This window comes from Mycobacterium helveticum, assembly GCF_007714205.1.
Lineage (GTDB): Bacteria > Actinomycetota > Actinomycetes > Mycobacteriales > Mycobacteriaceae > Mycobacterium > Mycobacterium helveticum.
Genome location: NZ_VMQU01000082.1, coordinates 1 through 26,108, shown reverse-complemented (window position 1 = coordinate 26,108; position 26,108 = coordinate 1). Strand labels below are relative to the sequence as shown.

General features: G+C 70.9%; 25 protein-coding genes and 2 pseudogenes. 14 read left to right on the top strand and 13 right to left on the bottom strand.

What is annotated here, in order from left to right; all coding sequences use genetic code 11:
* Positions 1–65: 65 nt before the first annotated feature.
* Positions 66–749, bottom strand: coding sequence for a potassium channel family protein (locus FPZ47_RS18140; protein ID WP_144946340.1), 684 nt, complete (start codon positions 747–749; stop codon positions 66–68).
* Positions 750–881: 132 nt separating this feature from the next.
* Here FPZ47_RS18140 and FPZ47_RS18135 point away from each other — a divergent pair, with 132 nt between their 5' ends.
* The 4 genes from FPZ47_RS18135 to dxs all read left to right on the top strand — a co-directional run bounded on the left by FPZ47_RS18135 (position 882) and on the right by dxs (position 7,793).
* Positions 882–2,876: an APC family permease gene (locus FPZ47_RS18135; protein WP_144946336.1), complete on the top strand. Its 1,995-nt coding sequence runs from the start codon at positions 882–884 to the stop codon at positions 2,874–2,876.
* A gap of 41 nt (positions 2,877–2,917) precedes the next feature.
* Complete coding sequence (locus FPZ47_RS18130) at positions 2,918–4,156, top strand: class I SAM-dependent RNA methyltransferase (protein WP_144946417.1); 1,239 nt, start codon at positions 2,918–2,920, stop codon at positions 4,154–4,156.
* A gap of 188 nt (positions 4,157–4,344) precedes the next feature.
* The gene (locus FPZ47_RS18125) at positions 4,345–5,808 is read left to right on the top strand and encodes a cation:proton antiporter domain-containing protein (protein ID WP_246133214.1); all 1,464 of its coding nucleotides are present in this window, start codon (positions 4,345–4,347) and stop codon (positions 5,806–5,808) included.
* Between the two features lie 59 nt (positions 5,809–5,867).
* On the top strand, positions 5,868–7,793 hold the full coding sequence (dxs, locus tag FPZ47_RS18120; RefSeq protein ID WP_144946333.1) for a 1-deoxy-D-xylulose-5-phosphate synthase: 1,926 nt from the start codon (positions 5,868–5,870) through the stop codon (positions 7,791–7,793).
* Here dxs and FPZ47_RS18115 read toward each other — a convergent pair.
* From FPZ47_RS18115 to FPZ47_RS18105, 3 genes are all read right to left on the bottom strand, one after another.
* On the bottom strand, positions 7,790–9,130 hold the full coding sequence (locus FPZ47_RS18115; protein ID WP_144946330.1) for an HRDC domain-containing protein: 1,341 nt from the start codon (positions 9,128–9,130) through the stop codon (positions 7,790–7,792). The genes dxs and FPZ47_RS18115 overlap by 4 nt on opposite strands.
* 1 nt (position 9,131) lies before the next feature.
* Positions 9,132–9,713, bottom strand: a complete 582-nt coding sequence (locus FPZ47_RS18110) for a DUF3000 domain-containing protein (protein ID WP_168209490.1) — start codon at positions 9,711–9,713, stop codon at positions 9,132–9,134.
* A 175-nt stretch (positions 9,714–9,888) separates the two neighbouring features.
* On the bottom strand, positions 9,889–10,707 hold the full coding sequence (locus FPZ47_RS18105; protein ID WP_144946324.1) for an enoyl-CoA hydratase/isomerase family protein: 819 nt from the start codon (positions 10,705–10,707) through the stop codon (positions 9,889–9,891).
* Positions 10,708–11,249: 542 nt separating this feature from the next.
* Here FPZ47_RS18105 and hemE point away from each other — a divergent pair.
* The 5 genes from hemE to FPZ47_RS18075 all read left to right on the top strand — a co-directional run bounded on the left by hemE (position 11,250) and on the right by FPZ47_RS18075 (position 16,073).
* Complete coding sequence (gene hemE / locus FPZ47_RS18095) at positions 11,250–12,299, top strand: uroporphyrinogen decarboxylase (RefSeq protein WP_144946318.1); 1,050 nt, start codon at positions 11,250–11,252, stop codon at positions 12,297–12,299.
* On the top strand, positions 12,296–13,660 hold the full coding sequence (locus tag FPZ47_RS18090; RefSeq protein ID WP_144946315.1) for a protoporphyrinogen oxidase: 1,365 nt from the start codon (positions 12,296–12,298) through the stop codon (positions 13,658–13,660). Before hemE ends, FPZ47_RS18090 begins: the two co-directional genes overlap by 4 nt.
* A 5-nt stretch (positions 13,661–13,665) precedes the next feature.
* Positions 13,666–14,361, top strand: a complete 696-nt coding sequence (hemQ, locus tag FPZ47_RS18085; protein WP_144946312.1) for a hydrogen peroxide-dependent heme synthase — start codon at positions 13,666–13,668, stop codon at positions 14,359–14,361.
* Positions 14,358–15,110 carry a class I SAM-dependent methyltransferase gene (locus FPZ47_RS18080; protein ID WP_144946309.1) on the top strand — a complete coding sequence of 251 codons (753 nt, stop codon included), beginning with the start codon at positions 14,358–14,360 and terminating at the stop codon, positions 15,108–15,110. Before hemQ ends, FPZ47_RS18080 begins: the two co-directional genes overlap by 4 nt.
* A 75-nt stretch (positions 15,111–15,185) precedes the next feature.
* Entirely contained in the window at positions 15,186–16,073 is an 888-nt protein-coding gene (locus tag FPZ47_RS18075; protein WP_144946306.1) for an endonuclease domain-containing protein, read from the top strand.
* Positions 16,074–16,148: 75 nt separating this feature from the next.
* Here FPZ47_RS18075 and msrB read toward each other — a convergent pair whose 3' ends face one another.
* The 4 genes from msrB to FPZ47_RS18055 are packed head-to-tail and all read right to left on the bottom strand — an operon-like array spanning position 16,149 to position 20,269.
* Complete coding sequence (msrB, locus tag FPZ47_RS18070; RefSeq protein WP_144946303.1) at positions 16,149–16,559, bottom strand: peptide-methionine (R)-S-oxide reductase MsrB; 411 nt, start codon at positions 16,557–16,559, stop codon at positions 16,149–16,151.
* Positions 16,556–17,866, bottom strand: coding sequence for an arabinofuranan 3-O-arabinosyltransferase (gene aftC / locus FPZ47_RS18065; RefSeq protein WP_144946300.1), 1,311 nt, complete (start codon positions 17,864–17,866; stop codon positions 16,556–16,558). The genes msrB and aftC overlap by 4 nt, the downstream gene beginning before the upstream one ends.
* Positions 17,867–17,894: 28 nt before the next feature.
* Positions 17,895–19,454, bottom strand: coding sequence for an alpha/beta hydrolase (locus FPZ47_RS18060; protein ID WP_144946297.1), 1,560 nt, complete (start codon positions 19,452–19,454; stop codon positions 17,895–17,897).
* A gap of 14 nt (positions 19,455–19,468) precedes the next feature.
* Complete coding sequence (locus tag FPZ47_RS18055; RefSeq protein ID WP_144946294.1) at positions 19,469–20,269, bottom strand: pyrimidine reductase family protein; 801 nt, start codon at positions 20,267–20,269, stop codon at positions 19,469–19,471.
* Between FPZ47_RS18055 and FPZ47_RS29635 the strand changes: the two are divergent.
* Positions 20,268–20,381: pseudogene (locus FPZ47_RS29635) on the top strand (cell division protein ZapE); the annotation flags it as partial. The gene FPZ47_RS18055 and the pseudogene FPZ47_RS29635 overlap by 2 nt on opposite strands.
* A 28-nt stretch (positions 20,382–20,409) precedes the next feature.
* Here the strand turns inward: FPZ47_RS29635 and FPZ47_RS18045 are convergent.
* The 3 genes from FPZ47_RS18045 to FPZ47_RS18035 are packed head-to-tail and all read right to left on the bottom strand — an operon-like array spanning position 20,410 to position 22,255.
* Complete coding sequence (locus tag FPZ47_RS18045) at positions 20,410–20,952, bottom strand: GNAT family N-acetyltransferase (RefSeq protein WP_144946291.1); 543 nt, start codon at positions 20,950–20,952, stop codon at positions 20,410–20,412.
* Positions 20,940–21,458, bottom strand: coding sequence for a hypothetical protein (locus tag FPZ47_RS18040; protein WP_144946288.1), 519 nt, complete (start codon positions 21,456–21,458; stop codon positions 20,940–20,942). The genes FPZ47_RS18045 and FPZ47_RS18040 overlap by 13 nt, the downstream gene beginning before the upstream one ends.
* A gap of 53 nt (positions 21,459–21,511) precedes the next feature.
* Entirely contained in the window at positions 21,512–22,255 is a 744-nt protein-coding gene (locus FPZ47_RS18035) for a Clp protease N-terminal domain-containing protein (protein WP_144946286.1), read from the bottom strand.
* An 80-nt stretch (positions 22,256–22,335) separates the two neighbouring features.
* Here FPZ47_RS18035 and FPZ47_RS18030 point away from each other — a divergent pair, with 80 nt between their 5' ends.
* A complete protein-coding gene (locus FPZ47_RS18030) occupies positions 22,336–22,662 on the top strand; it encodes a DUF732 domain-containing protein (protein WP_144946283.1) in 327 nt (108 codons plus the stop codon).
* A gap of 177 nt (positions 22,663–22,839) precedes the next feature.
* The gene (locus tag FPZ47_RS18025) at positions 22,840–23,211 is read left to right on the top strand and encodes a DUF732 domain-containing protein (protein WP_144946280.1); all 372 of its coding nucleotides are present in this window, start codon (positions 22,840–22,842) and stop codon (positions 23,209–23,211) included.
* Positions 23,212–23,231: 20 nt separating this feature from the next.
* On the opposite strand, the gene FPZ47_RS18020 is transcribed toward FPZ47_RS18025, so the two are convergent.
* Entirely contained in the window at positions 23,232–24,272 is a 1,041-nt protein-coding gene (locus FPZ47_RS18020) for a methyltransferase (protein WP_246133213.1), read from the bottom strand.
* Positions 24,273–24,403: 131 nt separating this feature from the next.
* On the opposite strand from FPZ47_RS18020, the gene FPZ47_RS18015 reads away from it, so the two are divergent.
* Positions 24,404–25,366 (top strand): alpha/beta fold hydrolase, encoded by a 963-nt coding sequence (locus tag FPZ47_RS18015; protein ID WP_246859867.1) that lies wholly within the window; start codon positions 24,404–24,406, stop codon positions 25,364–25,366.
* 137 nt (positions 25,367–25,503) lie between these two features.
* A complete protein-coding gene (locus FPZ47_RS18010) occupies positions 25,504–25,773 on the top strand; it encodes a hypothetical protein (RefSeq protein WP_246133212.1) in 270 nt (89 codons plus the stop codon).
* Positions 25,774–25,799: 26 nt separating this feature from the next.
* On the opposite strand, the pseudogene FPZ47_RS18005 reads toward FPZ47_RS18010, so the two are convergent.
* Positions 25,800–26,108: pseudogene (locus FPZ47_RS18005) on the bottom strand (hypothetical protein); the annotation flags it as partial.

The window sequence follows — 26,108 nt, the reverse complement described above, 5'->3', positions numbered from 1 at the left end:
AGATGTGTATAAGAGTCAGCTAGGGGGTGGTACCCCCGCCACCCCGGCCGGGGGCCCGGTCCGCTTCATCGGCCCGGCCCCGGCTCGACGTCCTCACTCGGCGGCAGGGCGCCGATGGCCACCGCCTCGGCGGCGCGCCCGGCGATCGCGGCGACATAGACCTGATCGCCGGCCTGGATGACCGTTTTGGGTTCCGGCAGCACGCCCGCCCCGAAGCGGATCAGAAACGCGACGCGGGCGCCGGTGGCCTGCTCGAGGTCGGTCACCCGGTGGCCCATCCACTCCTCGTGCAGGACGACCTCGGCGACGGTGACCGTGCCGGTCGGATCGCGCCACTTGGTGATCTCGGTATCGCGCAGCAGCGCGTTGAGCAGGCGGTCGGTCGTCCACGGCACGGTGGCGATCGTGGGAATACCGAGGCGTTCGTAGACCTCGGCCCGCTTGGCGTCGTAGATGCGGGCGACGACGCGCTGGACGCCGAACGTCTCCCGCGCCAGCCGCGCCGAGATGATGTTGGAGTTGTCACCGGAGGACACCGCGGCGAACGCCTCGGCCTCCTCGATGCCCGCCCGCAGCAGGACATCGCGGTCGAAACCCTGGCCCAGCACCCGCTCCCCGGCGAACTCCGGGCTGAGCCGGTTGAAGGCGGTGCTGTCACGGTCGATGACCGCGACGTCGTGACCGATCCGGGACAGCCCGTCGGCCACCGACGAACCCACCCGGCCGCACCCCATCACTACCACCCGCACTCGAGGCCCTCCCGGCTGGTCCTGCTGGTGTTCACCTATCGGCAACCTTGGTTGGCCAGCCGATTTGGCTCACGAACATTCTCGTCCGGAGAACGCTACCGGCAGGCCGGGGTGGGCTTACTCTTGGCTCTCGTGTCCAAACTTTCCACTGCCGCTCGCCGGTTGCTGATCGGGCAACCATTTCGCAGCGACAGGCTGACTCACACACTTCTGCCCAAACGCATCGCCCTGCCCGTGTTCGCCTCCGACGCCCTGTCCTCGGTGGCCTACGCGCCCGAGGAAATCTTCCTGATGCTCTCGGTGGCCGGTGTGGCCGCCTACTCGCTGACGCCGGTGATCGGGCTGGCGGTGGTCGCGGTCATGCTCGTCGTGGTGGCCAGCTACCGGCAGAATGTGCACGCCTATCCCTCCGGCGGCGGCGACTTCGAGGTGGTCACCACCAACCTCGGCGACAACGCCGGCCTCACGGTGGCCAGTGCTCTGATGGTGGATTATGTTCTCACCGTTGCCGTTTCGACGGCATCGGCGATGTCGAACATCGGCTCGGCCATCCCGATCGTGGCGGAACACAAGGTGTGGTTCTGCGTGGCCGCCATCCTGCTGGTGATGGGGCTGAACCTGCGCGGCATCCGCGAGTCGGGGGTGGCGTTCGCCATCCCGACCTACGCGTTCATCGTCGGGGTCGTCGCCATGGTCGGCTGGGGACTGTTCCGGATCTACGCGCTCGGCGATCCGTTGCGCGCCGAATCCGCCGCTTTCCAGATGCACGCCGAGAACGGCCCGGTCGTCGGCTTCGCGTTCGCCTTCCTGGTGGCGCGGTCGTTCTCCTCGGGCTGCGCGGCGCTGACCGGTGTCGAGGCGATCAGCAACGGGGTACCGGCGTTTCAGAAGCCCAAGTCGCGCAACGCCGCCACGACGCTGCTGATGCTGGGCGGGATCGCGGTGGCGATGCTGATGGGCATCATCGTGCTGGCCCAGAAGATCGGGGTTCAGCTCGTCGACGATCCCGCGACCCAGTTGACGGGCACCCCGCCGGGCTACTACCAGAAGACCCTCGTCACGCAGCTGGCGGAGACGGTGTTCGGCAGCTTCCACATCGGGTTCCTGCTGATCGCCACGGTGACGGCGCTGATTTTGGTGCTGGCGGCCAACACCGCGTTCAACGGGTTCCCGGTACTGGGGTCCGTCCTGGCGCAACACAGCTATCTGCCGCGCCAATTGCACACGCGCGGAGACCGATTGGCGTACTCCAACGGAATCCTCTTCCTGTCGGTGGCGGCGCTGCTGGCGATCCTTGCGTTCCGGGCCGAGGTGACCGCGCTGATCCAGCTGTACATCGTGGGGGTGTTCATCTCGTTCACGCTCAGCCAGATCGGCATGGTGCGGCACTGGACCCGGCTGCTGCGCACCGAGACCGACCCGCGGGTGCGGCGCACGATGATGCGCTCGCGGGTGGTCAACACCGTCGGGCTGCTGTCCACGGGCACTGTCCTGTTCATCGTGTTGATCACCAAGTTCCTCGCCGGGGCGTGGATCGCGATCGTCGCGATGAGCGTGCTGTTCCTAATGATGAAACTGATCCGTAAGCACTACAACACCGTCAACCGGGAATTGGCGCAGGCGGCGGAAGAGGAGAACGACATCGTCCTGCCCAGCCGCAACCACGCCGTGGTGCTGGTGTCGAAGCTGCACCTACCGACCCGGCGCGCGCTGGCCTACGCACGGGCCACCCGGCCCGACACGCTGGAGGCCGTGACGGTCAGTGTCGACGACGCGGAGACGCGGGAGCTGGTGCACCAGTGGGAGGAGAGCGAGATCAGCGTGCCGCTCAAGGTCATCGCCTCCCCGTATCGCGAGATCACCCGTCCGGTCCTGGATTACGTCAAGCGCGCCAGCAAGGAGTCGCCGCGCACCGTGGTGACGGTGTTCATCCCCGAATACGTGGTCGGGCACTGGTGGGAGCAACTGCTGCACAACCAGAGCGCGCTGCGGCTCAAGGGCCGCCTGCTGTTCATGCCCGGCGTGATGGTGACCTCGGTTCCCTGGCAGTTGACGTCGTCGGAGCGGCTCTCTAATCTGCAGCCCCAATCCGCGCCCGGCGATGCCCGTCGCGGAATCCTCGATTGAGCACACGACGGCGGCCCGAACCGTCCCGGGCAACGGCGGCGGTGCCGGCCACCGCGGCCGAGGCCGAGCTGACGGTGGTCACCGGCGCCCCCGCCAACGGCGGCAGCTGCGTGGCGCACCACGAGGGCCGGGTGGTGTTCGTCCGGTATGCGCTGCCCGGCGAACGCGTGCGGGTACGCGTCACCGCTGACCGCGGATCCTATTGGCACGCCGAGGTTGTCGAGGTGATCGACGCGTCAGGGGACCGCACCGACTCGCTGTGCCCGATCGCGGGGGTGGGCGCCGCGGGGTGTTGCGATCTGGCGTTCGCCGCTCCGGAGGCGGCCCGCGCGCTCAAGGCCCAGGTCGTGGCCAACCAGTTGCAACGGCTGGGCGGGTTCGACTGGAGCGGCGCGGATGCGGGGGCCGAGCAGCTGTCGGCGTCGGGCCCGACCGGGTGGCGCACCCGGGTCCGGCTGGAGGTGGGGCCGGACCACCGCCCCGGTTTTCACCGCTACCACAGCGACGCCCTGGTGACCGACCTGCGCTGCGCGCAGCTGTCCCACGGGATGCTGGACGGGCTGGCCGAGAGCCTGGCAAACAACGTCTCCACGGCCGACCTGCCGCCGGCCGCACAGCTGCACGTGGCCCTCGACGACGACGGCCGGCGCCACGTGGTGCGCACGGTGCGCCACGGCGGGCGGACCGCCACCAAGGTGGTGGAGGGCGGCTACGAGGCGGTGCAGCGGGTGGGCGGTCGCAGTTGGCGGGTGCCCGTGACGGCCTTCTGGCAGGCTCACCGCGACGCGGTGCGGGTCTACACCAACCTGGTCGCCGAGTGGGCGCAGCCGGGCGCGGGCATGCAGGTCTGGGACCTCTACGGCGGTGCGGGCGTTTTCGCCGCCGCGCTCGCCGACGCGGTGGGGCGCTCCGGACGGGTGCTGACGGTCGACACGTCGCGCGCGTCGACGCGCGCGGCCCGGGTCGCGCTGGCCGACCTGCCGCAGGTGAACGTCGTCACCGATTCGGTGCGGCGGGCGCTGACGTCACAACGCTCCGGCGCCGACGTGGCCGTGCTGGATCCGCCGCGGGCCGGGGCCGGGCGCGAGGTCATCGACATACTGGCCGCCGCCGAGGTTCGGCGGGTAGTGCACATCGGTTGTGAGGCAGCGTCTTTCGCGCGCGATATCGGCCTGTACCGCGAGCGGGGCTACGCCGTGGAGAAGGTCAGGGTGTTCGACGCGTTCCCGCTGACCCATCACGCGGAATGTGTGGCGCTGCTGACCCGCGCGCAGCGGTGATACCGGCGCGACCGAGACACCGGTACGCGCGATGCCGCTGCGGGTGATGCCTGCCGAGAGCGACTAGACTCCATCGCGGTGTGCCGGGAAGTCTGGTCGGCGACGTCTGTGTCGACCGACTGAAAGGCTGAGGTGCTTACCACAATAGGGCGGTCCCCGGCCGTCGAGCCGGGTCGATTGCCGTCATCGTGAACGAGAGCCTGCGTTACGCGCTGATGGTTCTGTTCGCCAGCGCCATCGGTTTGGTTGCGGTGCTGGCAAACCGTCTGACCGAGCGGATCAAGATTCCGGTGCCGCTGCTCATGCTGGTCGGAGCGGCGGTGGCGGTGCGCACCGTGCCCGTGCTGCAGCCGCCGTCGGAGCGGGTCGTGGAGCGGGTAATCACCATCGCGCTCGTGCTGGTGTTGTTCGACGGCGGAATGCACATCGGGCGCAACCGTTTTCGCGCGGCAGTTGCCCCCATCCTGTCGGTCGGCGTCCTGGGTACCGCCCTCACCGCCGCCGGCGCCGCGCTGCTGCTGCACTACGCGTGCGGAGTCGGCTGGTTCCCCGCGGTGCTCGTCGCGACCGCGGTGGCTCCCACCGATCCGGCCGTGGTCTTTTCCGTCCTGGGCAAACGCGAGATCAGGGGGCGCAGCAGCACCATCCTGGAGGGTGAGTCCGGCGCCAATGATCCGGTCGGCATCTCGTTGATGACGAGCCTGATCGCGGCCGGTGGCCTCAGCGCGGCCGGGTTCGCCAGCGTGGGGACTCAATTCGCTCTGCAAATGGCGATCGGCCTGGCCGTCGGGGTGATCGGCGGTCGCGCCCTGCTCGCCTTCATGCGCCGCGTGGCTTTGCCGAGCGAAGGCCTCTACCCGCTACGGACGCTGGCATCGAGCCTGATGCTGTACGGCATCGCCACGCTTGCGCACGGCTCAGGATTTCTGGCCGTGTTCGTCGCCGGCATCGTGATCGGCGACGCTCGCGCGCCCTACAAGCCCGAGATCAAGCGATTCCACGCCGCCCTGGCAGGTCTCGCCGAAATCGTTGCGTTTGTCGTGCTGGGCCTGACCGTCGACCTCAACGTGCTCACCCATCCCGATGTGTGGATTCCCGGGCTCGCTCTCGGAGTGGCTCTGACGGCGCTGATTCGCCCGCTGGCGGTGAGCTCCTGCCTGGCCGGCGTGCAACTCGCGCGAAACGAACGTGTCTTCATCCTGTTCGCCGGCCTCAAAGGGGCCGTGCCGATCCTGCTCGGCGAGTTGCTGCGCGCCGCGCACGTCCCCGACGCGGAACGTCTGTACGGCATCGTGGTCGTCGTCGTGATCTTCTCGGTTCTGGTGCAGGGCAGCGCGGTGCCCGCTGTGGCGACTCTGTTGCACCTGCCGATGCGCACGGTCGAGACCCGGCCGTGGGAGATAGGTGTCCGGCTCGCGGACGAGCCGGAGGGGGTCCATCGCTTCAGCGTCGCCAAGGGCTCCGCCGCCGAGGGATGCACGGTCGAGGGGCTCAGTGACCGCGTCGGCGATGTCTGGGTGAGCATCGTGGTCCGCACCACCGGCCTGGTGCCGGTGCGGGGCGACACCGAACTTCAGGCCGGCGACGAGGTCGTCATGCTGGCAGACCCCGAACTTCACGGCGCGCTGGCCGAACTCTTCGGTCCGCCGTAGGCCGGCTGCCTCCCGCCGCTGCGCCTGCCGTTCCCGCGGTCGCTGCGTAGACTGTCGGGATGCTGGAACAGATCCGCGGGCCCGCCGATCTGCAGCACCTTTCGCAACAGCAGCTGCGCGACCTCGCCGCCGAGATTCGCGAGTTCCTGATCCACAAGGTCGCTGCCACCGGGGGGCATCTGGGTCCCAACCTGGGCGTGGTCGAACTGACGCTGGCGCTGCACCGGGTGTTCGACTCGCCCCACGACCCGATCCTCTTCGACACCGGCCATCAGGCCTACGTCCACAAGATGCTGACGGGGCGCGCCCACGACTTCGAGAGCCTGCGCAAAAAGGGCGGCTTGTCGGGGTACCCGTCGCGGGCCGAGAGCGAGCACGACTGGGTGGAGTCCAGCCACGCCAGCGCGGCCCTGTCGTACGCCGACGGGCTGGCCAAGGCGTTCGAGCTGAGCGGCCACCGCAACCGGCACGTCGTCGCGGTGGTCGGGGACGGGGCGCTCACGGGCGGCATGTGCTGGGAGGCGCTGAACAACATCGCGGCGTCCAACCGCCCGGTGATCATCGTCGTCAACGACAACGGCCGCAGCTACGCGCCGACCATCGGCGGCGTGGCCGACCATCTGGCCACGCTGCGGCTGCAGCCCGCCTACGAGCAGGCGCTGGAGAAGGGGCGCGACGCGTTGCGGGCGATGCCGCTCGTCGGCAAGCTCGCCTACCGGTTCATGCACAGCGTGAAAGCGGGCATCAAGGACTCGCTGGCCCCGCAGCTGCTGTTCACCGACCTGGGGCTCAAATACGTGGGCCCGGTCGACGGGCACGACGAACGCGCGGTGGAAGTCGCGCTGCGCCACGCGCGTGATTTCGGGCGCCCGGTGATCGTGCACGTGGTCACCCGCAAGGGGATGGGCTACGCGCCGGCGGAGGACGACGAAGCCGAGCAGATGCATTCCTGCGGCGTGATCGACCCGGTCACCGGCCGGGCCACCAAGATTCCGGCCCCGGGGTGGACGGCGACCTTCTCCGACGCGCTGATCGCCTACGCCAGGCAGCGCCGCGACATCGTGGCCCTCACCGCCGCGATGCCCGGCCCCACCGGCCTGACGGCGTTCGGCCAGCAGTTCCCGGACCGCCTGTACGACGTCGGCATCGCCGAGCAGCATGCGATGACGTCCGCGGCCGGTCTGGCGATGGGCGGGATGCATCCCGTGGTGGCCATCTACTCGACGTTCCTGAACCGGGCGTTCGACCAGATCATGATGGACGTGGCGCTGCACAAGCTGCCCGTCACCATGGTCCTCGACCGGGCCGGGATCACCGGTTCGGACGGCCCCAGCCACAACGGCATGTGGGACATGTCGATGCTGGGCATCGTGCCGGGCATGCGGGTGGCCGCGCCCCGCGACGCGACCCGGCTGCGCGAGCAACTCGGCGAGGCGCTCGACGTCGACGACGGACCGACCGCCATCCGCTTCCCCAAAGGCGATGTGGGCGAAGATATTCCGGCCCTGGAGCGCCGCGGGTCGGGTATCTCGGGCGTCGATGTGCTCGCGGTGCCGGCCGGCGGGGTCAACCATGACGTGCTGCTGGTGGGGGTCGGGGCGTTCGCCGCGATGGCGATCGCGGTGGCCAGGCGGCTGCACAACCAGGGGATCGGCGTGACCGTGATCGACCCGCGCTGGGTGCTGCCGGTGTCCGACGGTGTCCTGCAGCTGGCGGGGCAGCACAAGTTGGTGGTCACGCTCGAGGACAACGGCGTCAACGGCGGCGTGGGGTCGGCGGTGTCGGCCGCGCTGCGGCGCGCGGAGATCGACGTGCCCTGCCGCGACATCGGGCTGCCGCAGGAGTTCTTCGAGCACGCCGCACGCGGTGAGTTGCTGGCCGACCTGGGGCTGACCGACCAGGGCGTGGCCCGACGGGTCACCGGCTGGGTCGCCGCCCTGGGCAGCCGCGTCGCCGAAGCGGAGATCCGCGAGCCCCTGGACTAATCCGGCTTCTCGGCACCTTGGGCGGTGTCGGCCTGCTGCACCGCGCGCGCCAGCGCGGCGACCACCAGTTCGCGCTGCCAGGTCCGCGCCTGCCCGGCGCGCAGGAACCCGTCGACGGCACCGACCGCGTCCGCCGGCCCGTCGCCGGGGGTCTCCCAGTCCCAGCACAGCCGTCGCACCAGGTCGGGCGCGACGAGGTTCTCGGCGGGGACGCCCACCCGCTGCGACACCTCCGCCAGCGCGGCCCGGGCCGCCTCCAGCCGCGCCGCCGCCTCCGGTTTGCGCCTGCTCCACCGCGACGCGGGCGGCGGCCCGTTCGGCGGCTCGGCGTCCGCCGGCGGATGCCGGTTCTCGCGGGCCGCCTGCAACGCCGCCAGCCACACCTCGGCGCTGCGCCGCTGGTTGCGCCCGCCGAAGACCGGCAGCGCGACGAGTTCCTCGACGGTCGTGGGGTTGGCGACCGCGGCGTCGATGATGGCCGAATCCGGCAGCACGCGGCGCGGCGCGACGTCGCGGCGCGCCGCGATGCGGTCGCGCGCCAACCACAGCTCGCGTACCGCGGCCAGCGCCCGCCGGTCACGCACCCGATGGATTCCCGACGTCCGTCGCCACCGGTCCCGCCGGGCGGCCGGGGCCGCGTCCACCAGTCCCGCAGTGCGAAGATGGTCGAATTCCTGTGCGGCCCAATCGGTTTTGCCTTGCTCGGCGAGAACATCCGAGATCGCCTCGCGCAGTTCGATGAGCAGTTCGACGTCCAGGGCCGCGTAGTTGAGCCACTCGGCGGGCAGCGGTCGCTTGGACCAGTCGGCCGCGCCGTGGCCCTTGGCCAGCCCAAAACCCAGCAGCCGCTGGACCATGGCGGCCAGGTTCACCCGTTCGAAGCCGGCCAGCCGCCCGGCCAACTCGGTGTCGTAGAGCGCGGGGGGCCGCATGCCGACCTCGCCCAGGCACGGCAGGTCCTGGTCGGCGGAGTGCAGGATCCATTCGTCGGTGGCGAGCACCTCGGCTACCGGCCGCAGCGCCGCCAGCGGGTCGGCGCCGTGGCTGACCGGGTCGATGAGCACGGTCCCGGCGCCGGCGCGCCGGATCTGGATCAGATAGGCCCGGTTCGAGTAGCGGAAACCCGACGCGCGCTCGGCGTCCACTGCGAACGGGCCGTGACCGCGGTCCAGCAGTTCGGCGGCCGCCGCGATCTCGCGGACGCTGACCGACAGGGCGGGCAGCCCGGCGGCCGGGTGCAGCAGGGGAGTGGGTTCGGGTTCGGTGCTGTCGGGCTCGCCGCTGCCGGGTGCTGCGGCCGACGCGCTACCGGGCCTGGAGGCCGACGGTTCGCGCATGTCAGGCGCGTGACCGCGAGCTCAGGTCGGTGACCCCGGACGGCGGCAGGCCCGCGGCGTGCTCGAGCACCTCGCAGAACGCCTCGACGTGGACACCCAGGTCGGGGGTGGTCGCGGTCCACGACGCCCGCAGCTCGAGCTGGTTGGCACGCGGCGGACCGGAGATGTCGCCGTAGCGCACGGAGGTGGTGGCGGTGACGGTGCCGCCCAGCGCGGTGACGTGCTGCAGGCGCGACTCGAGCGCGTCGTTCAGCCAGCTCCACGCCACCTCCGGGAGCAGGGGGTCCACGGCCTCGCTGGCGTCGAGGTCGGCCTGGATGTAGGCGACCAGGCGCAGCGTGCCGTCCCAGGCGTCGGCGCCGTCGGGGTCGTACAGCAGGATCAGCCTGCCGAACGCGTCCCCCTCGGAGCGCTCCGGGACGATCTCGAGGTCGGGGTGTTTGACCTCGGCGCCCAGCGCGTAGCTGTAGGGCGCCAGCCGCTGCGGCGGCCGGATGGGGCCCAGTTCGATCTCCGGTCGCACGCTGGCTGCGTTCATCGCCGCGACCGCCTCGCGGAATGGGGCCGGTTCAGCTGAGCTCACTGGCGCCACTCCTCCTCGTCGCCGCCGCCCTGCGTCGTCGTCGGCACTTCTGACGGTAGACCCCAGGCCCGACACGCCGCGACAGGCACGCCGAGGCGCGCGCCGTCGCGACCGAGCCGTGATGTTGGCCCGCCGGTCGCGCGGGAGGAGGCGTCGGAGGTGGTATCGGCCCTGCTCAGGTGGCGGTGCCGGTGAAGTTCGCCGGACGTTTCTCGCGGTGCGCGGCCAGGCCTTCGGCCACGTCGGGACCGCTGAAACTGAGGAATTCGAGCCCGACCGACGTCTCGAAGGTCGGGCCGAACATGCGGTACCAGTGGTTGAGGCTGTGCTTGGTGAAGCGGATCGCGGTCTGGGCGCCCTGTGCCAGGTTCTCGGCGATGCGGTTGGCCGTGGTCAGCACGTCGTCGTCGTCGACACACATCGAGACGAGGCCGATGCGCTCGGCCTCCTCGCCCAGCAGCGTCTCGCAGGTGAGCAGGTAGTACTTGGCCTTGGCCATGCCGACCAGCAGCGGCCAGCAGATCGCGGCGTGGTCGCCCGCGGCCACCCCGAGCTTGGTGTGCCCGTCGATGAGCTTGGCGGTCCGGCCGGCCACCGAGATGTCGGACAGCAACGCCACCACCAGGCCCGCGCCGACGGCCGGCCCCCGGATCGCCGAGATCACCGGCGTGTCGCAGTTGATCATGTTGAACACCAGGTCGCGGGCCTCCCGCATGATGCGCATGCGGCCCTCGTGGTCACCCATGGTCTCGTCGATCAGATCGAAGCTGCCGCCGGAGGAGAACGCCCTGCCCTCGCCGTGCACCAGAACCACACGCACGTCGGGGTCGCGGTCGATCACCGGCCAGATGTCGGCGAGGTCCCGGTGCATCTGCGGCCCCACCGAGTTCAGCCCGGGTGCGTCGAGAACCAGCGTCAGCACGCCGTTCTCGCCGCGTTCACAACGCAGGCTGGGGAACTCGTCGTAGTTGACCGGCGGGAGGCTGACAGGCATCCGGACTCCTGAACTGTTGATCGACACGCGTTAAACGGTTGCGGTTCTTGATGTTACGCAAGCGGCATCTGCGCCCGGAGCGGGCACCCAGACGTGCGGTTTGTGCTGTGATGTCGCCGCGCACGACCCGTTCGGCCAGCCGCGACGCCAGCGCCATGATCGTCAGCGCCGGATTGGCGCTGCCCCGGGTGGGCACACCGAGCCGCCGGGGCGCAGGTTGGGGGCCGCTCGCGGTGTCCGCCACGGCGGTCACCTCTCCCGGCGCAGGACCGCGGCGAGCAGCCCGTCGCGCCGACGATGCTCATCAGCCCGGGCCCATCAGGCCGTTGGCCGCGTACACCGCCGCCGCGAAGTCGGTCACGCCCGCCACCGACCGCGCGAACCGGCCGTGCGCGACGTTTCGCAGCGCGCGGTCGACGACGCACTCCCACCTCCTCGACCACGTCCTTGTGCTTCGCCGAGCCGCCCGTCAGCGGCATCGCCGGGTACCCAGAAGATCGGCGCGCACCCCCCGTCGCCCGGTCGTGGCAGCATTGAGCCCGATGAACACGCGTCGCGACCTACCCGAGTCGCCCTATCTGGCCGCCGTGACCGGTCGCACCCCCCGCCGGACGCCGGTGTGGTTCATGCGGCAGGCCGGCCGTTCGCTGCCCGAATACCGGGCGCTGCGCGCCAACCACAACATGCTGGCCGCCTGCTTCGACGCCGAGCTGGTGTGCGAGATCACCCTGCAGCCGGTGCGCCGCCACGGCGTCGACGCGGCGATCTTGTTCTCCGACATCGTGGTGCCGCTGCTCGGCGCCGGTATCGACCTGGACATCGTCGCCGGTGTCGGGCCGGTCATCGCCGCGCCGGTGCGCACCGCTGCGGACGTCGACGAGCTCAAACCGCTTGACCCGCAACGTATCCAACCGGTCGCCGACGCGGTGGCCCTGCTGGTGGGCGCGCTCGGCGAGGTCCCGCTGATCGGGTTCGCCGGTGCGCCGTTCACCCTGGCGTCCTACCTGATCGAGGGCGGCCCGAGCCGCCACCACGCCCGCACCAAGGCGATGATGCTGGCCCAGCCCGACACCTGGCATGCGCTGCTGGGCAAGCTGGCCGACATCACCGTCGGTTTCCTGCGGGCCCAGCTCGACGCCGGGGTGGACGCGATCCAGGTGTTCGATTCGTGGGCGGGCGCCCTGTCGCTGGCCGACTACCGCGCCTACGTGCAACCGCACAGCGCGCGGGTGTTCGCCGAACTGGCCGGCTACGGCGTGCCGATGACCCACTTCGGGGTCGGCACGGCAGAACTGCTGGGCGCGATGGCGGACTGTGGTGCCACGGTGGTGGGTGTGGACTGGCGCACCTCGCTCGCCGCTGCCGCGTCCCGCGCCGGCGCCGGGACGGCGCTGCAGGGCAACCTCGACCCGGTGGTCCTGCTGGCGGGCTGGCCGGCGGTGGAGCGCGCCGCACGCGCGGTCCTCGACGACGGACGCCGCGCCGTCGAGGCCGGGGCGGCCGGTCACGTGTTCAATCTCGGCCACGGGGTGCTGCCGGAAACCGATCCCGGCGTGCTGACCGAGTTGGTGTCGCTGGTCCACTCGCTATGACATCTGGATCGTATTGCGTTGTCGGGGGTGGGATTTCGGGGCTGACGGCGGCCTACCGGCTGCGCGCGGCCGATGCGGACGCCGACATCACGCTCTTCGAGCCCGGTGACCGGCTCGGCGGGATATTGCGCACCGAGCGCGTCGGGGGACAGTCGATGGACGTCGGCGCCGAGGCGTTCGTGCTGCGCCGGCCCGAAATGCCCGCGCTGCTGGCCGAACTCGGCCTGTCCGGGCGCCAGCTGGCCACCACCGGAGCGCGGCCGTTGATCTACAGCGGGCAGAGCCTGCATCCGCTGCCGGCGGGCACCGTCGTCGGTATCCCGTCGTCGGCGGCGTCGATGGCCGGACTGGTCGACGAGGCCACCGTCGCGCGCATCGACGCCGAGCCCGGCCGCCCGCTGGACTGGCGGCCCGGCGGCGACCCGGCGGTCGCCGACCTGGTGGGCGACCGGTTCGGCGATCAGGTGGTCGCCCGCTCGGTGGATCCGCTGCTCAGCGGGGTGTACGCGGGTTCGGCGGCGACGATCGGCCTGCGCGCGGCGGCTCCCGGCGTGGCGGCGGCCCTCGACCGCGGCGCCGCCTGCCTGACCGACGCGGTCCGGCAGGCGCTGCCGCCGGCCACCGGCGCGCCGGTGTTCGCGGCGATCGACGGCGGCTATCAGGTGCTGATCGACGAGCTGGTCCGGCGCAGCGGGCTGCGCTGGGTCCGCGCCGCGGTGCACCGGCTCGAGCGTGCCGGGGCCGGCTGGGACCTGCGCGACGAGTCCGGTGCCCGGTGGCACGCCGACGCGGTCGTGCTCGCGGTGCCGCCCGCGCGGGCGGCAGCGCTGGTGGCCGGCGCCGCCCCGCGCACCGCCGCGGCCGCCGGCCGGATCGCGAGCGCGTCGTCTGCCGTGGTGGCGCTCGCGGTGCCCGGCGACACGCCGTTCCCGCGGTGCTCCGGAGTGCTGGTGGCCAGCGGGGAGCGGTTGCGCGCCAAGGCGGTGACCTTGTCTTCCCGAAAATGGGGACGCAAGGGGGGCGCCCGCACGGATATCCAGTTGCTGCGCCTGTCGTTCGGGCGCTTCGGCGACGGGCTGGCTGAGTCCGCGTCCGACGACGAGCTGCTGGACTGGGCGGTGGGCGACCTGGCCACCGTGTTCGGGCTGACCGTCGAGCCGGTCGACGCCCGCGTGCAGCGCTGGCTTGCCGCGATGCCGCAGTACGGTCCCGGCCACGCCGACCTGATCGCCGAGGTCCGCGCCGGTCTGCCACCGGGGCTCGCCGTGGCGGGCAGCTACCTGGACGGCATCGGGGTGCCGGCGTGCGTCGGCGCGGCGGGGCGCGCGGTCGAGGCCCTCGCGGCGGAAGTGGCACGATAGGTTTCATGGCCAAGCTCGACTACGACGCGCTGAACGCGACGGTGCGCTACCTGATGTTCTCGGTGTTCGCCGTGCGCCCGGGTGCGCTCGGTGACCAGCGCGACGCCGTCACCGACGACGCGGCGACGTTCCTGAAGTTGCAGGAGGAGCGCGGCGTCGTGGTGCGCGGCCTCTACGACGTGGCCGGCCTGCGGGCCGACGCCGACTTCATGATCTGGACTCACGCCGAGACCGTCGAGGCGCTGCAGGCCACCTACGCCGACTTCCGGCGCACCACCACGCTCGGCCGGGCCTGCACGCCGGTGTGGAGCAGCGTGGCGCTGCACCGCCCGGCCGAGTTCAACAAGAGCCACATCCCGGCGTTCCTGGCCGGCGAGGAGCCCGGCGCCTACATCTGCGTGTATCCGTTCGTGCGGTCCTACGAGTGGTACCTGCTGCCCGACGAGGAGCGCCGCCGCATGCTCTCCGAGCACGGCATGGCCGCCCGCGAGTACAAGGACGTCCGCGCCAACACGGTGCCGGCGTTCGCGCTCGGGGACTACGAGTGGATCCTGGCGTTCGAGGCCCCCGAACTGCACCGCATCGTCGACCTGATGCGTGAGCTGCGCGCCACCGACGCCCGACGGCACACCCGCGAGGAGACGCCGTTCTTCACCGGGCCGCGCGTGGCGGTCGAGCAGCTGGTGAACGCGCTGCCATGACGAACCAATTCGACCCGACAGATCCCGCCCGGTTCGAGGAGATGTACCGCGACGACCGGCTGTCGAACGGCCTGCCGGCGGCCACGCCGTGGGACATCGGCGGGCCGCAGCCGGTGGTCCGGCGGCTGGTCGCCCTCGGCGCGGTCAGGGGCGAGGTGCTCGACCCGGGCACCGGGCCGGGCCACCACGCCATCTACTACGCCGCCAAGGGCTACGCAGCCACCGGCATCGACGGCTCGGCGACCGCCCTGGAGCGGGCCCGGGACAACGCGCGGAAGGCCGGGGTGTCGGTGGACTTCGAACTGGCCGACGCCACCCGGCTGGACGGGCTGGAGGGCCGCTTCGACACCGTCGTGGACTGCGCCTTCTACCACACCTTCAGCGCCGATGCCGAGCTGCAGAAGTCCTACGCGCGAGCGTTGCACCGGGCCACCAGGCCGGGCGCGCGGCTGTACATGTTCGAGTTCGGCGCGCACGACGTCAACGGCTTCACCATGATGCGGTCGCTGTCCGAGGACGACTTTCGCGAGGTGCTGCCGCCGGCCGGCTGGGAGATCACCTACCTGGGCCCGACCACCTACCTGGTCAACATGAGCGTCGAGACCATCGAGATGATGGCCGCGCGCAACCCCGACATGGCCGAGCAGTCCCGGGCCCTGCTGGAGCGGTTCCGGACGATGGAGCCGTGGCTGGTCGACGGCCGGGTGCACGCCCCGTTCTGGGAGGTGCACGCCACCCGGGTGGACTAGGATCCGCCGGGTCTGTCGCGTCCACCGCGACAGATAACCGGCTGCGAGGACACCCCGAAAGGGTCGCTGTGGTTTATGTCTGGCGGATCCTGGCGGCGGGCCGTCACGTCTTTTCCTGCGTGGAAGACGTGTTTATCGGCAGCGAGGCGGTGCGGCAGGCTGACCCCGTATCAGCTGCGAACCCTGTTCCGCGCGATCCATCCCGACGTCTTCGTGGCGACGTGCGCCGCGCCGTCACTGCGGACACGGAGCGTTGCGGCGTGGCTGTGGTCGGGGCGGCGCGGCGTCCTGGCCGGGCTCGCCGCGGCGGCGTTGCACGGCTCGGACTGGATCGACGACGACGAGCCCGTGGAATTGATCTGGCGCAACCAGCATGCGCCGGTCGGCGTCATCACGCGGAACCAGCGTGTGGGCCGGGACGAGGTCACCCGCGTCGCGGGTCTGCCGGTCACCACTCTCGCGAGGACGGCGTTCGACCTGGCCAGGTTGTTGCCCGCCGGTGAGGCCGTCGCGCGGCTCGACGCGTTGATGCGGGCGACCCCGTTCGGCGTCGATGACGTGTTGTTGCTGGCCGGGCGCTATCCGCGCGCGCGGGGCCTGCGGCGGTTGCGGGCGGCGCTCCCGCGGGTCGATCCCGGCGCCGCGTCGCCGCGGGAGACGTGGTTGCGTCTGCTGCTTGTCGACGCCGGAATGCCGCCTCCGCAGACCCAGATACCGGTGCATCGGGGCTGGCGAACGGTCGGCGTGCTCGACATGGGCTGGGAGAGATACAAAGTGGCCGCCGAGTACGACGGCGACCAGCATCGCTCCGACCGCCGCCAGTACGCGCGGGACCAGTGGCGCTTGCGCACGCTGCAGGAACTCGGCTGGATCGTGGTCCGGGTGATCGCCGCGGACAAGCCGCAGGACGTGGTGCGGCGGGTGCGCGACGCGCTCGTCCGTCGCGGATGCCGCGAGAGATAACGCGAGATATAAACGGTTGCGTTGAGCGTCGGCGTGTCGTCGCAACTGGTTATGTGTCGCGACGGGCCGGGCGCGTCACGATCCCGTCGGCACCAGGCGCAACGAGATGGAGTTGATGCAGTAACGGTGATCCGTGGGCGTCGGGTAGCCCTCGCCGGTGAACACGTGACCCAGGTGGCTGTGGCAGTTGGCGCACAGCACCTCGGTGCGCGTCATCCCCAGCGAGGTGTCGGAACGCAGGATCACCGCGTCGGAGCTCGACGGGTCGAAGAACGACGGCCAGCCGCAGTGCGACTCGAATTTCTCCGTGCTGCGGAACAATTCGGCACCGCAGGCCCGGCACTGGTAGATGCCCTCGGTGGTGGTGTCGGTGTATTCGCCGGTGAACGGCCGCTCGGTGCCGGCCCGGCGCAGCACCTCGAACTCCTGCGGGTTCAGCTTTCGGCGCCACTCGTCGTCGGACAGTTGCACCTTCGGACCAGTCATGCGTCCACGCTAGCGCGCTCCCGCTCGGCCGTCAGCCACGCCGGATCGATCCCGTCGTCCAGCCGGTCCTCGGCCTTGGCGTCCAGATAGCGGAAGCACAGCACGGTGAACGCCACGATCAGCAGCAGCGACCAGCCGTAGGTGATCTTCAGGTAGTGCAGCGCGCGGCCGTACCGCATCCACTTGTAGATCAGCCAGTCGTCCAGTGTCATGAAGCCGTAAATGCCCAGCCACGCCGGCCAGTTGCGGATCAGCGAGTTGGGCAGCACGACGGTCATCAGGAACGGGAACAGCATCATCGAGTAGTAACCCTGGGCCAGCGACGGCACCAGCCACGACCACAGCAGCAGCACGCCCGTCGAACTCGTGAACCAGAACAGGGGGTCGCGGGTGCGGTAGTAGCGGTACAGCAGCCACATCGCGCCGATCGCCAACAGCGTGAACAGGATTCGCATGAACACGATCAGCCAGGTGGGTAGGCCGAAGTACACGCCGTTGCCCTCGATGGAGCTGTTGAAGTAGTCGCGGGTGCCCAGGATGTAGGGCAGCGTGCGGTTGACGAAGTCCATCGGGTCGCTCACCAACGGCCACGCGGCCAGGTTGATGGCCACCGGAATCGCGAATGCCGGCACCAGCGCCCGCCACTGCCGGTTCAGCAGCGGCAGCAACAGCAGCGGCCCGAGCAGGGGTTTGAGCGTCAGCGTCAGACCGATCGCGGCACCGGCCCACCACTGGTGCCCGACTTTCCCGTCCAGCAGCCACCGCAGGAAAAGCACCTCGGCCAGCAAAACGCAGCCGTTGATGTTGGTGAACACCAGCGTGCTGGTCACCGTCTCGGTGCAGAACATGGCCAGCAGCAGGGCGGGCGCGCCCACCGAGGACAGCGTGAATTTGAACATCCGCAGCAGCAGGTACCAGGCGATCAGGATGGCCACGGTGTTGATCACGATGAACAGATAGCGCGACGGCGTGAAGGCCAGATACCCGAACGGCGCCATCAGCAACGTGCCGCCGGGCGGGTACAGGTAGTGCGGGTCGACGTAGTCGAAGTGCTCGTTGTAGATGTCCCAGCCGTGCCGGAAGTTCAGCACCGCCCGGTACACCGGCTTGAAGTCGTCGGTGATGTTGCCGTTGAGGGAAAGCGGGATGCTGCGGTGCAGCACCGACAGGACGGCCACCGGCCACAACGCCGAGCGCAGTACTGTCGCAGCGCCGGGCGCGCCGGTGCGGGGACGAAACGTGGCCAGTATCCGATCACCCAAGCCGGTTCGGGTCGAGTCAGCTGCCGTCACGAGCGAACCGTACACCGGGGCAAAGCGGGCCGGCGCAAAGGACTCAGGCGGGACAGTAGATGTCGGTTCCGGGCAGCTTGCCGTCGTTGAGGTAGCCGATCAGCGGCGGCACCGCGCACGACGAGTAGATGCTCGCGCCGTGCCCGATGCCCTGCCACATCACCCGCTTGCTGGCCGCGTTGGCGTTGATGACGATGGCCGCCGTCGCGGCCACACCTCCGGTGCCCACGATCGGGTCCTGCTGCACGCCGGCCAGCAGCGCGTCGATCTTGAGGTCTTTCGGCGGCGCCGGCGGCGAGCTCGTGGGCCAGTGCACGCATTTGACCAGGTTGAGCGCGGCGACCGTGCCGAACTGCGGGTAGAGCTTGCCCCACGCCACGACGAGTTCGCGGACCCGGTCGGGGGTGGGGCGGTTGACCGCGTCGCTGCAGGAGTTGACGAACTGGCCGTCGGAGTCCACGGTGGCGTCGGCGTGGGCGATCAAGGCATTCAGCGGGTTGGGATCGCCGGAACGGGCGGCGGCCAGCGCGTTGCCCAGGTCCGCGGTGGCGTCGATGCGGCTCCCGGACGGGTAGCCCAGGGCGACGGTGATGGCGTTGGCCACCTGCGCCACCGATGCGCCGCCGGGGCCGCGGCCGGCGCGGGCGTCGGCCAGCAGCGCGCTGACGGCGCCCTTGGGGTCGGGGGTCAGCGGGCAGTTGAGCGCCACGCATTGGGCGGCGAACGCGTCGAGCGCGGCCTGCTGGCCTTTGACCTGCTGCTCGGCGGCCGTCTCGGCACCGGCCCCCAACGCGACCGGGGAGTCCAGGATCAGCCGGGCAACCTTGTCCGGCCGCGACGAGGCGTAGGTGAGCGCGATCTGGGCGCCGTTGCCGACCCCCACGAGCGCCACCGCGGGCACGTCCCACAGGGTGCGCAGCCGCTCGATGTCGGAGGCGGCGTGCACGTTGTCGTAGGCGGAGGCACCCGGGGCGATGGCGTCGGTGCAGCTGGTGGTGGCGGTGTTGGAGATCTCCGACAGGTTGGCGACGGGGTCGTCGCCAACCTGGAACTGCGCCTGGTTGCGCATCGCATCGCGGTCGGAGTGGTCGCGGCAGTCGATCGGGGTCGACATGCCCATGCCGCGCCGGTCGACGGCGACGATCGGGTGGCTTTGCAGCACGCGGGCGCCCGCCCGCGACAGCCAGACCGGCAGCTGCGCCGAGGACGGCAGGTCGGTGCCGGTGGTGAACACCAGGGGACCCGCGTCGCGCGGGGTGCGGTCCGAGCGGGCTCGGACCGCACCGATGGTCAGCGTTCCCGCCCCGCCGTTGATGGGGTCCAGGTCGGTGTCGTAGGTGGCGCAGTCCAGCCGGACACCGGCGGGGGTGGGCAGGGCCGCATCGGTGAACACCCGCGACGTGCAGTCGCGCCAGGAGAGGTCGTTTTTGGGTGCGGCGATCGGCGGCGGTCCGCCGGGCGGCGGCTTGGTCGGGGCCGCCCCCTGCGGCCGGGCGCCGGAATTGGTCGCAAAGCGCGGGTCGGCGGGCAGGCCCGGGACGCAGCCGGCCAGCACGGTGCTCACGGCGAGCAGGGCCGCAACTGACGTGAGGGGCCGACGCATGACGACCACCCTAGCTAGGTTCGCACGTAGCGGGTGTACAGGTAGCCGGCGTCGTCGGTCAGGACGTGGGCGCAGCGCATCCGGGTCAGCAGCTGGTTTCGGCCCGTCGCGATCCGGGGCGCCTGGCCGCCGACGACGTAGGGCGCGATCGTCAGGCACAGTTCGTCGAGCATGTCGCGCTGGATCAGCGAGCCGAGCAGCATCGGACCGCCCTCGGTCAGGATGCGGCGCATTCCGCGGGCTGCGAGGTTGCCCAGCAGCGCGGCCTCGTCCAGCGTGCCGGGATCGCCGCCGGAGCAGTCGACGACCTCGCTGACGTCCCCGAGCAGCCGGCGCGCCTCGTCGGCGGCCGCCGAGCTGGTGAGCACCAGCGGCGGCACCTCGGTCCGCGTGAACACGGCCATGTCGCGGTCCAGGCGGCCCGCCCGGGTGACGATCGCCAGTTGCGGGACCTCGCTCTGGCCGCGGGCCTGGCGGCGCTGCCGCTGGGCGGCGCCCGCCTGCGCGCCGGAATATCTCTCGACCCGCACGGTGCCCGCGCCGACGACGATGACGTCGGCGAGCTCGCGCAGCAGGTCGAAGACCATCCGGTCTCCGGGCCCGCCCATCGCGCCGCTGGTGCCGTCGGTGGTGGCGCCGCCGTCCACGCTGGTGATGAAGTTCGCGCGGACCCACGTGCCGTCCCGCGCGCAACGTTCCTCGGGATAGCCGTAGAGCCGGGACAGCTCGCCTTCGTCGAGCTCGCGGGCGGACCTCAGCTGGGTCAGCGGCGTTGCGGTGGCCTCACCGGTGCCGCCGGCCTCGGAGTCGGGCATGGGCTTGATTGCAGCACGCCGTCAGAGTTTTCGCATGCAGGGGTCCGCTTGCGGGGGCGTGACGCACCTGGTGGACCGGCATCCGAGCGTGTCGCCGGAACGGTTGGTCGCGCTGCGGCTGGTGTCGCTGAGCGCCGGGGTCAGCGAGTCTGGCGAACCATGACGTAGTCGTCCTCCCGGCGGGCGCCCACCTGAAACGTCCGGGTACCGGTCACCCGGAAGCCGTTCTTGGCGTAAAAGCGTTGTGCGCGTGCATTTTTCTGGTTGACCCCCAGCCACACGCTGCGGGCGCCCCAGTGCCCGGCGGTGTCCAGCGCCCGTGTCATCAGCGCCGCCGAGACCCCGGTCCCGTGCTGCTCGGCCAGCACGTACATCTTCGACAGCTCGGCGGCCGGGCGCAGGTCGACGGCCCGCTGCACGTCGGCGTCACCGCCCACGCCGCGAACGAGCATGGCGTAGCCGACGATCCGGTCGTCTCGGCGTGCGGTGAGCACCGCACGGTGCGGGTCGGCCAGGTACTGCGCGAAGCGCGCGGGGGACAGGTTCGCACCGATGAACGCGGCGACGCTGTCGGCCGGCACCGACGGCGGGCACGCCAACGAAAAGGTTTGCGCGGCAACGGCGGCCAGCTCGTCGACGCAATCCGCCGTCGCCGGGTGCACGATCGGGGTCAGAGATTCCATTGCGCGAGGTGGTAGCCCGTCTTCTTGTCCAGCAGGATGACGGTGGAGACGGGGTCGCGGTAGGCGTCCCAGTACACCTCGCCGCGCACGACCGAGCCGTTGGGCGCGTTGACGAGAACGTTGTCCAGCGCGTCGGGCGCGTCGGAGGTGCGCGGCACGTAGGCGTCGGCGTTCGGGGTCACCCCGTCGAAGGCGAAGTCGGTCGCAAGGATGAACGGGTCGCGCACCCGGACGGCGCGCACGGTCACGTCGGCGCGCTCGACCGTGCTGCCCGGGAAGCCCTTGTAGGTGCCGCTGCGCGTGTAGCCGAATCCCGGCGGCGGGTCGCAGGGGCCCACGCCGGTGACGGTGACGTCGGCGATGTAGCTGCCGTTGTCCACGCGCAGGGTGTCGCCGAGGTGGCCGATCGGGGCGTCGCCGGCCAGGGCCCGCGGTGCGGCGCCCACGGCGGTGGCGCTCGCGGCGGTGGCGAGGACGGTCGACAAGACGATCAGCCAGCGGCGCATCTTGGCATGATCGCACACCCGGCGCCGCGCCGGGCGGGGGTCGGTCCGGCCGGTCAACCGCCTTGAGCTGGGCCGCCGGCGAGCTCTTCCAGGGCGTCGATGAGGTCGGCCTCGACGTGGTCCTTGTCGGCGCCGCCGCGGTGCAGGGGGCCGTCCCCGGCTTCGAGTTCGAGCAGCGCCAGCAGCAGATGCTCGGTGCCGATGTAGTTGTGGCCGAGCCGCAGCGCCTCGCGGAAGGTCAGTTCGAGGGCCTTGCGGGCGGGGCCGCTGAACGGGATCAGCTCCGGCGAGGTGGCCTGCGCGGGAGTGTCCGACGGCGCCGGGGCCACCGCCGCGCGCAACGCGTCGGTGTCGACGTGCTGGCGGTGCAGCAGCATCGTCGCGAGCGCGGCGGGATCGCCGAGCAGGCCGGTGAGCAGGTGGTCGGGGGTGATCTCGGTGGCGCCGGCGTCGTGCGCGGCGTGCTGCGCGGCCACCACGGCGTTGCGGGCCCGCGGCGTGAAGCGCCCGAAGCCCTGGCGGGGGTCCAGTGTCGCGGCTTCGGGGCGCGGGACGAACCGCTTCTGCGCGGCCTGTTTGGTGACGCCCATGCTCTTGCCGATTTCGGTCCAGGAGGCCCCGGAGCGGCGGGCCTGGTCGACGAAGTGCCCGATCAGGTGGTCGGCGACCTCGCCGAGGTGCTCGGCGGCCAGGACCGCGTTGGCGAGCTGGTCCAGCACGTCGGGGTGCACCTGCTTGATGGTGGTGATCAGGTCGTCGAGACGGACGGGGTAGGAGGTCGGCGTGGCGTCGGACATACGTCAACGCTAGGTTGACGGCACGGCGCTGTCAACCTTTGGTTGACGACCCGGCGTCGCTTTGAGACGATCGGAGCGCGATGAGACTTCCTGCGGCGTTGATCGGCGGTGCCGTCATGCTCGGCATGGCGGTGCCCGCGCACGCCGACGGCGCCGATGACCAATTCCTGGCGACGCTGCAGGCGGCCGGCCTCACCTATTCGGATCCGGGCCGCGTGATCGCGGCCGGAAAGGCCGTCTGCACCATGGCCGGCCGGGGCATGCCGTTGGCCGACATCGTCAAAGACGTGCAGAAACTCAATCCCCAGCTGCAGGCCGACAACGCCGCCCGCTTCACCGCGATCGCGGCCAACATCTACTGCCCGGACGCGCTGGACACCGGGCCGGCGCCCCCGAACGGGGGCTAGCCTTCGCGCCGGCAGTGACCGCCTCTTTACCCGCCCGCTGCCCGATTCGTCGCCCGCGCGCCGGCCCCTGCCGCGCTTTTCGCGGGCTTCCCGGGCGCCCGCGGCTTCGGAAAGTTCACCTACAGTTTGCCGCGGACGGCGTCGACCCGCCGCGGCGTGCGCGAGAATCGTGCGGTCATGAAATATCTACTGCCGCTCACATGTGTGGCCGCCGCGATCGGCCTGGCCGCGCCGGCGCACGCCGACATCAACAACGACCAGGACTTCCTGACGCAGCTGCGCGCCGCCGACATCACCTACAAGAACCCCGACCTGGCCATCGGTGCGGCCAAATCGGTGTGTTCCCTGCTCGACGGCGGCAAGTCCGCCGCGGAGATCGTGACGGAGCTGCGCAACCGCAACCCGGAGTTCCAGGGCGCCGGCGCCGCCAAGTTCACCACCCTGTCGGCCGCCCACTACTGCCCCAGCTACCTGACCGGCAGCGGGGGGACCAAGCCGGCCGATGACGCAGGCAAACCGGTGGGCGACGCCGGCAGCCCCGGCAACTGAGGGGGCTTACGGCCGCGGCGTCACGTCGCGCGGGCCTCGATGATGCTGAACCGCGACGCGGTCGGCACCACGCGCGTCATCGCGAAACCGCCCGCCTCGAGCAGGCGGCGGTACTCGTCGGCGGTGCGTTCCCGGCCGTTGTTGATGACCAGCATCTCCATGTCGACCAGTTTGACGACCGGTGCGCTGTCGTCCGCGGGGACGACCGCCTCGACCAGCAGGAGCGTCGCGCCGGCGCCCGCGGCCGACCGCACGTTGCGCAGGATCTGCACGCACGGCTCGTCGTCCCAGTCATGGACGATGTGCTTGAGCACGTAGGCGTCGCCGCCGGCCGGGACGCCGTCGAAGAACGAGCCTTCGGCAAGCCGAACCCGTTCTGCCACTCCGAGTTCCCGCAGCAGCGGCGTCGCCCCGGCGATGACGTCGGGCAGGTCGTAGAGCACGCCCTGCGACTCGGGCGCCGAGTCCAGGATCGCGGCGAGCAGGCGGCCGTGACCGCCGGCGACATCGACGACGGTGCCGTAGGGCGAGAAGTCGTAGGCCTGCACGACGGGGCCGATCGCCGCACTGGACAAGCTCGTCATCGCGTCGTTGAAGAGCTGCCCGAATTCGGCGTCCTCGCCCATGTATTCGAAAAAGCTCGTGCCGCGCAGCTTCTTCACCACCGAGGTGCCGGTCCTGATCGCCTCCGTCAGCAGACTCCAATGCTCACGCTGCTGGCGCGAGCCGACGAAGCGCGCCATCGCGGCCATCGACACGGGGGCATCGGAACGCAACAGATCGGCCAGCGGGGTCAGCTCGTAGCGGCCGTCAGCGCGCAGGGCGAAGATGCCCCTGCTCGTCAGCGCCCGCAGCAGCCGGCGCAGCGCGTCGGGGTTGGCCCCGACCTTGCCGGCCAGTTCGTCGAGGGGCAGCGGCCCGGACGCCAGCGCGTCGGCCACCCCGAGATCGGCGGCAGTGGTTATCGCCTGCGAGGTCCACGCGCCCAGGATCAGCTCGTTCATCACCTCCGGCAACGGCGGCTGCTCCGGGTCGGATGGTGTTGCGTCGGAAGTCGTCACGGGTGCCCTCGGGGTCGGTGGCCGCTGAACTCCACGGAGTCTTTCACGGATGGCCGCGGCGGTGCCCGGCGCGTAGCGTATCCGCGCACGGGGTCGCGACGCCGCGGGCGGCCGGTGTCGGGAGGTACATGGTGAGGGCAAAGCTCGTTGCCGGTGCGGCGGTGGCCGGTGCGCTCGGTTCGGTGTGGGGTGCGGCGCGGGCGGCGCTCGCCCGGATCCAGCAGAACCCCGACCCCGTTCCGCGCGAGCGGCTGGTCGCCGAGCCCCGCGGCGAGCAGGTTCGCATCGCCCGCCCCGACGGGACCGTGTTGCACGCCCTGGTCGCCGGGCAGGGCCCGCCCGTGGTTCTGGTCCACGGCTACACCGCGCGCATCCTGGAGTGGAATTTGGTGTGGGAGGACCTGCAGGCCAAGGGTTTTCGCGTCATCGCATTCGACCAGCGCGGGCACGGGCGTTCCACGCCGGGTGCCGACGGTGTGGGTTCGGAACCCATGGCCGCCGATGTGGCCGCGGTCCTGCGCCACTTCGACGTGCACGACGGGGTGCTCGTCGGGCATTCCATGGGAGGGTTCGTCAGCATCCGCGCGGTGCTCGACCATGCCGACGCGGCGCAGCGGCTGCGCGGGCTGGTGCTGTTCGCGACCTGGGCCGGCCGGATCCTGGACGGGGCGCCGCAGAATCGGCTGCAGATCCCGCTGCTGCGGTACGGCATCCTGCAGGCGGCGCTGCGCAACCGGACCGTCGCGGCGTTGTTCGGCGCCGCGCAGTGCGGGGCGCACCCGTCGCCGGCGATGGTCTCGGTGTTCGTCGAGTTCTTCAACCGGCACCTCGCCGAGCACGGGCCGCTGCTGCCGATCGTGCGGGCCTTCTCCCGCGAGGACCGCTACCCGCGGCTGGCCGAGATCGCCGTCCCGACCGCGGTCATGGTCGGCACCGCCGACCGCACCACGCCGCCGGCTCATTCGCGCCGGCTCGCCGCGGGGATACCCGGTGCGCGGCTTGTGACGGTGCCCGATGCCGGGCATCTGCTGAACTGGGAAGCGCCCGACGAGCTGATCGATGTCGTCGAATCGTTTGCGGCGCAATTTCTTTGAGCACTCCCGATAAGCACTGTGGTCAGTGCACTACCCTCGGCACACCCGGCCGGCGCCGACTCGCCCTCGGCTTGGCTGCCGGCGGCATCGGCAAAAACCGCGGCCAAGGCACCGTCATGCCCCTACCATCCCCATGCATGCTCTCCAAGAAATCTGCGCTGCGCAGCCTGGTGGGCCGGTTGGCGGCCGTCGTCATGCTGGCGGTGGCGGCGATGGCGGTCACGACGATCGGGATACCGGCGGTGAGCTCGGCGCAGTGCGAGCCCGGCCAGTATTGGGAGCCGTTCACCAAGGCCTGCTACCCGCTGGGCGTCGGACCGACGCCCCTGGCCTGTGATCCCGGGCAGTGGTGGGACCCGACGACCAATGTCTGCCGGCCGTTGGGCGTCGGACCGCCCGGCGGGTGACGGCCGCCGGCGCCTGAGGAGCGCCGTCACCAGATGACCACCTCGGCGTTGTCACCGCCGTAACAGCGGGTCGAGATCATCGTCGAGCCGTCGTCGAAATATGCGGGGTATCTTCCGACGCACGTCATCTGGTAGGCGTCGCCGGTGACCGGTGAGAACGCGGTGAAGTGGTTGGACATGCCTGTGGCGTAGAAATCTCGGCGCACGTTCTCTGCGAATGCGCACGTGGTGTGTCCGCCGACCACACCTTCGTGACCGTCGGGGCAGATGGTGAAGACGTTGGTGCCGCCGCTGGCGGGCGGGGGCGCCGCGCCCTCGTCATGGCGGGGCGGTGG

Excerpts from the sequence above, each read along its gene's own strand:
- dxs (WP_144946333.1), top strand. The coding sequence starts at position 5,868 with ATGCTGGAACAGATCCGCGGGCCCGCCGATCTGCAGCACCTTTCGCAA.
- FPZ47_RS18115 (WP_144946330.1), bottom strand. The coding sequence starts at position 9,130 with ATGCGCGAACCGTCGGCCTCCAGGCCCGGTAGCGCGTCGGCCGCAGCA.
- FPZ47_RS18105 (WP_144946324.1), bottom strand. The coding sequence starts at position 10,707 with ATGCCTGTCAGCCTCCCGCCGGTCAACTACGACGAGTTCCCCAGCCTG.
- hemE (WP_144946318.1), top strand. The coding sequence starts at position 11,250 with ATGAACACGCGTCGCGACCTACCCGAGTCGCCCTATCTGGCCGCCGTG.
- FPZ47_RS18090 (WP_144946315.1), top strand. The coding sequence starts at position 12,296 with ATGACATCTGGATCGTATTGCGTTGTCGGGGGTGGGATTTCGGGGCTG.
- hemQ (WP_144946312.1), top strand. The coding sequence starts at position 13,666 with ATGGCCAAGCTCGACTACGACGCGCTGAACGCGACGGTGCGCTACCTG.
- FPZ47_RS18080 (WP_144946309.1), top strand. The coding sequence starts at position 14,358 with ATGACGAACCAATTCGACCCGACAGATCCCGCCCGGTTCGAGGAGATG.
- FPZ47_RS18075 (WP_144946306.1), top strand. The coding sequence starts at position 15,186 with ATGTCTGGCGGATCCTGGCGGCGGGCCGTCACGTCTTTTCCTGCGTGG.
- msrB (WP_144946303.1), bottom strand. The coding sequence starts at position 16,559 with ATGACTGGTCCGAAGGTGCAACTGTCCGACGACGAGTGGCGCCGAAAG.
- FPZ47_RS18060 (WP_144946297.1), bottom strand. The coding sequence starts at position 19,454 with ATGCGTCGGCCCCTCACGTCAGTTGCGGCCCTGCTCGCCGTGAGCACC.
- FPZ47_RS18055 (WP_144946294.1), bottom strand. The coding sequence starts at position 20,269 with ATGCCCGACTCCGAGGCCGGCGGCACCGGTGAGGCCACCGCAACGCCG.
- FPZ47_RS18045 (WP_144946291.1), bottom strand. The coding sequence starts at position 20,952 with ATGGAATCTCTGACCCCGATCGTGCACCCGGCGACGGCGGATTGCGTC.
- FPZ47_RS18040 (WP_144946288.1), bottom strand. The coding sequence starts at position 21,458 with ATGCGCCGCTGGCTGATCGTCTTGTCGACCGTCCTCGCCACCGCCGCG.
- FPZ47_RS18035 (WP_144946286.1), bottom strand. The coding sequence starts at position 22,255 with ATGTCCGACGCCACGCCGACCTCCTACCCCGTCCGTCTCGACGACCTG.
- FPZ47_RS18030 (WP_144946283.1), top strand. The coding sequence starts at position 22,336 with ATGAGACTTCCTGCGGCGTTGATCGGCGGTGCCGTCATGCTCGGCATG.
- FPZ47_RS18025 (WP_144946280.1), top strand. The coding sequence starts at position 22,840 with ATGAAATATCTACTGCCGCTCACATGTGTGGCCGCCGCGATCGGCCTG.
- FPZ47_RS18010 (WP_246133212.1), top strand. The coding sequence starts at position 25,504 with ATGCTCTCCAAGAAATCTGCGCTGCGCAGCCTGGTGGGCCGGTTGGCG.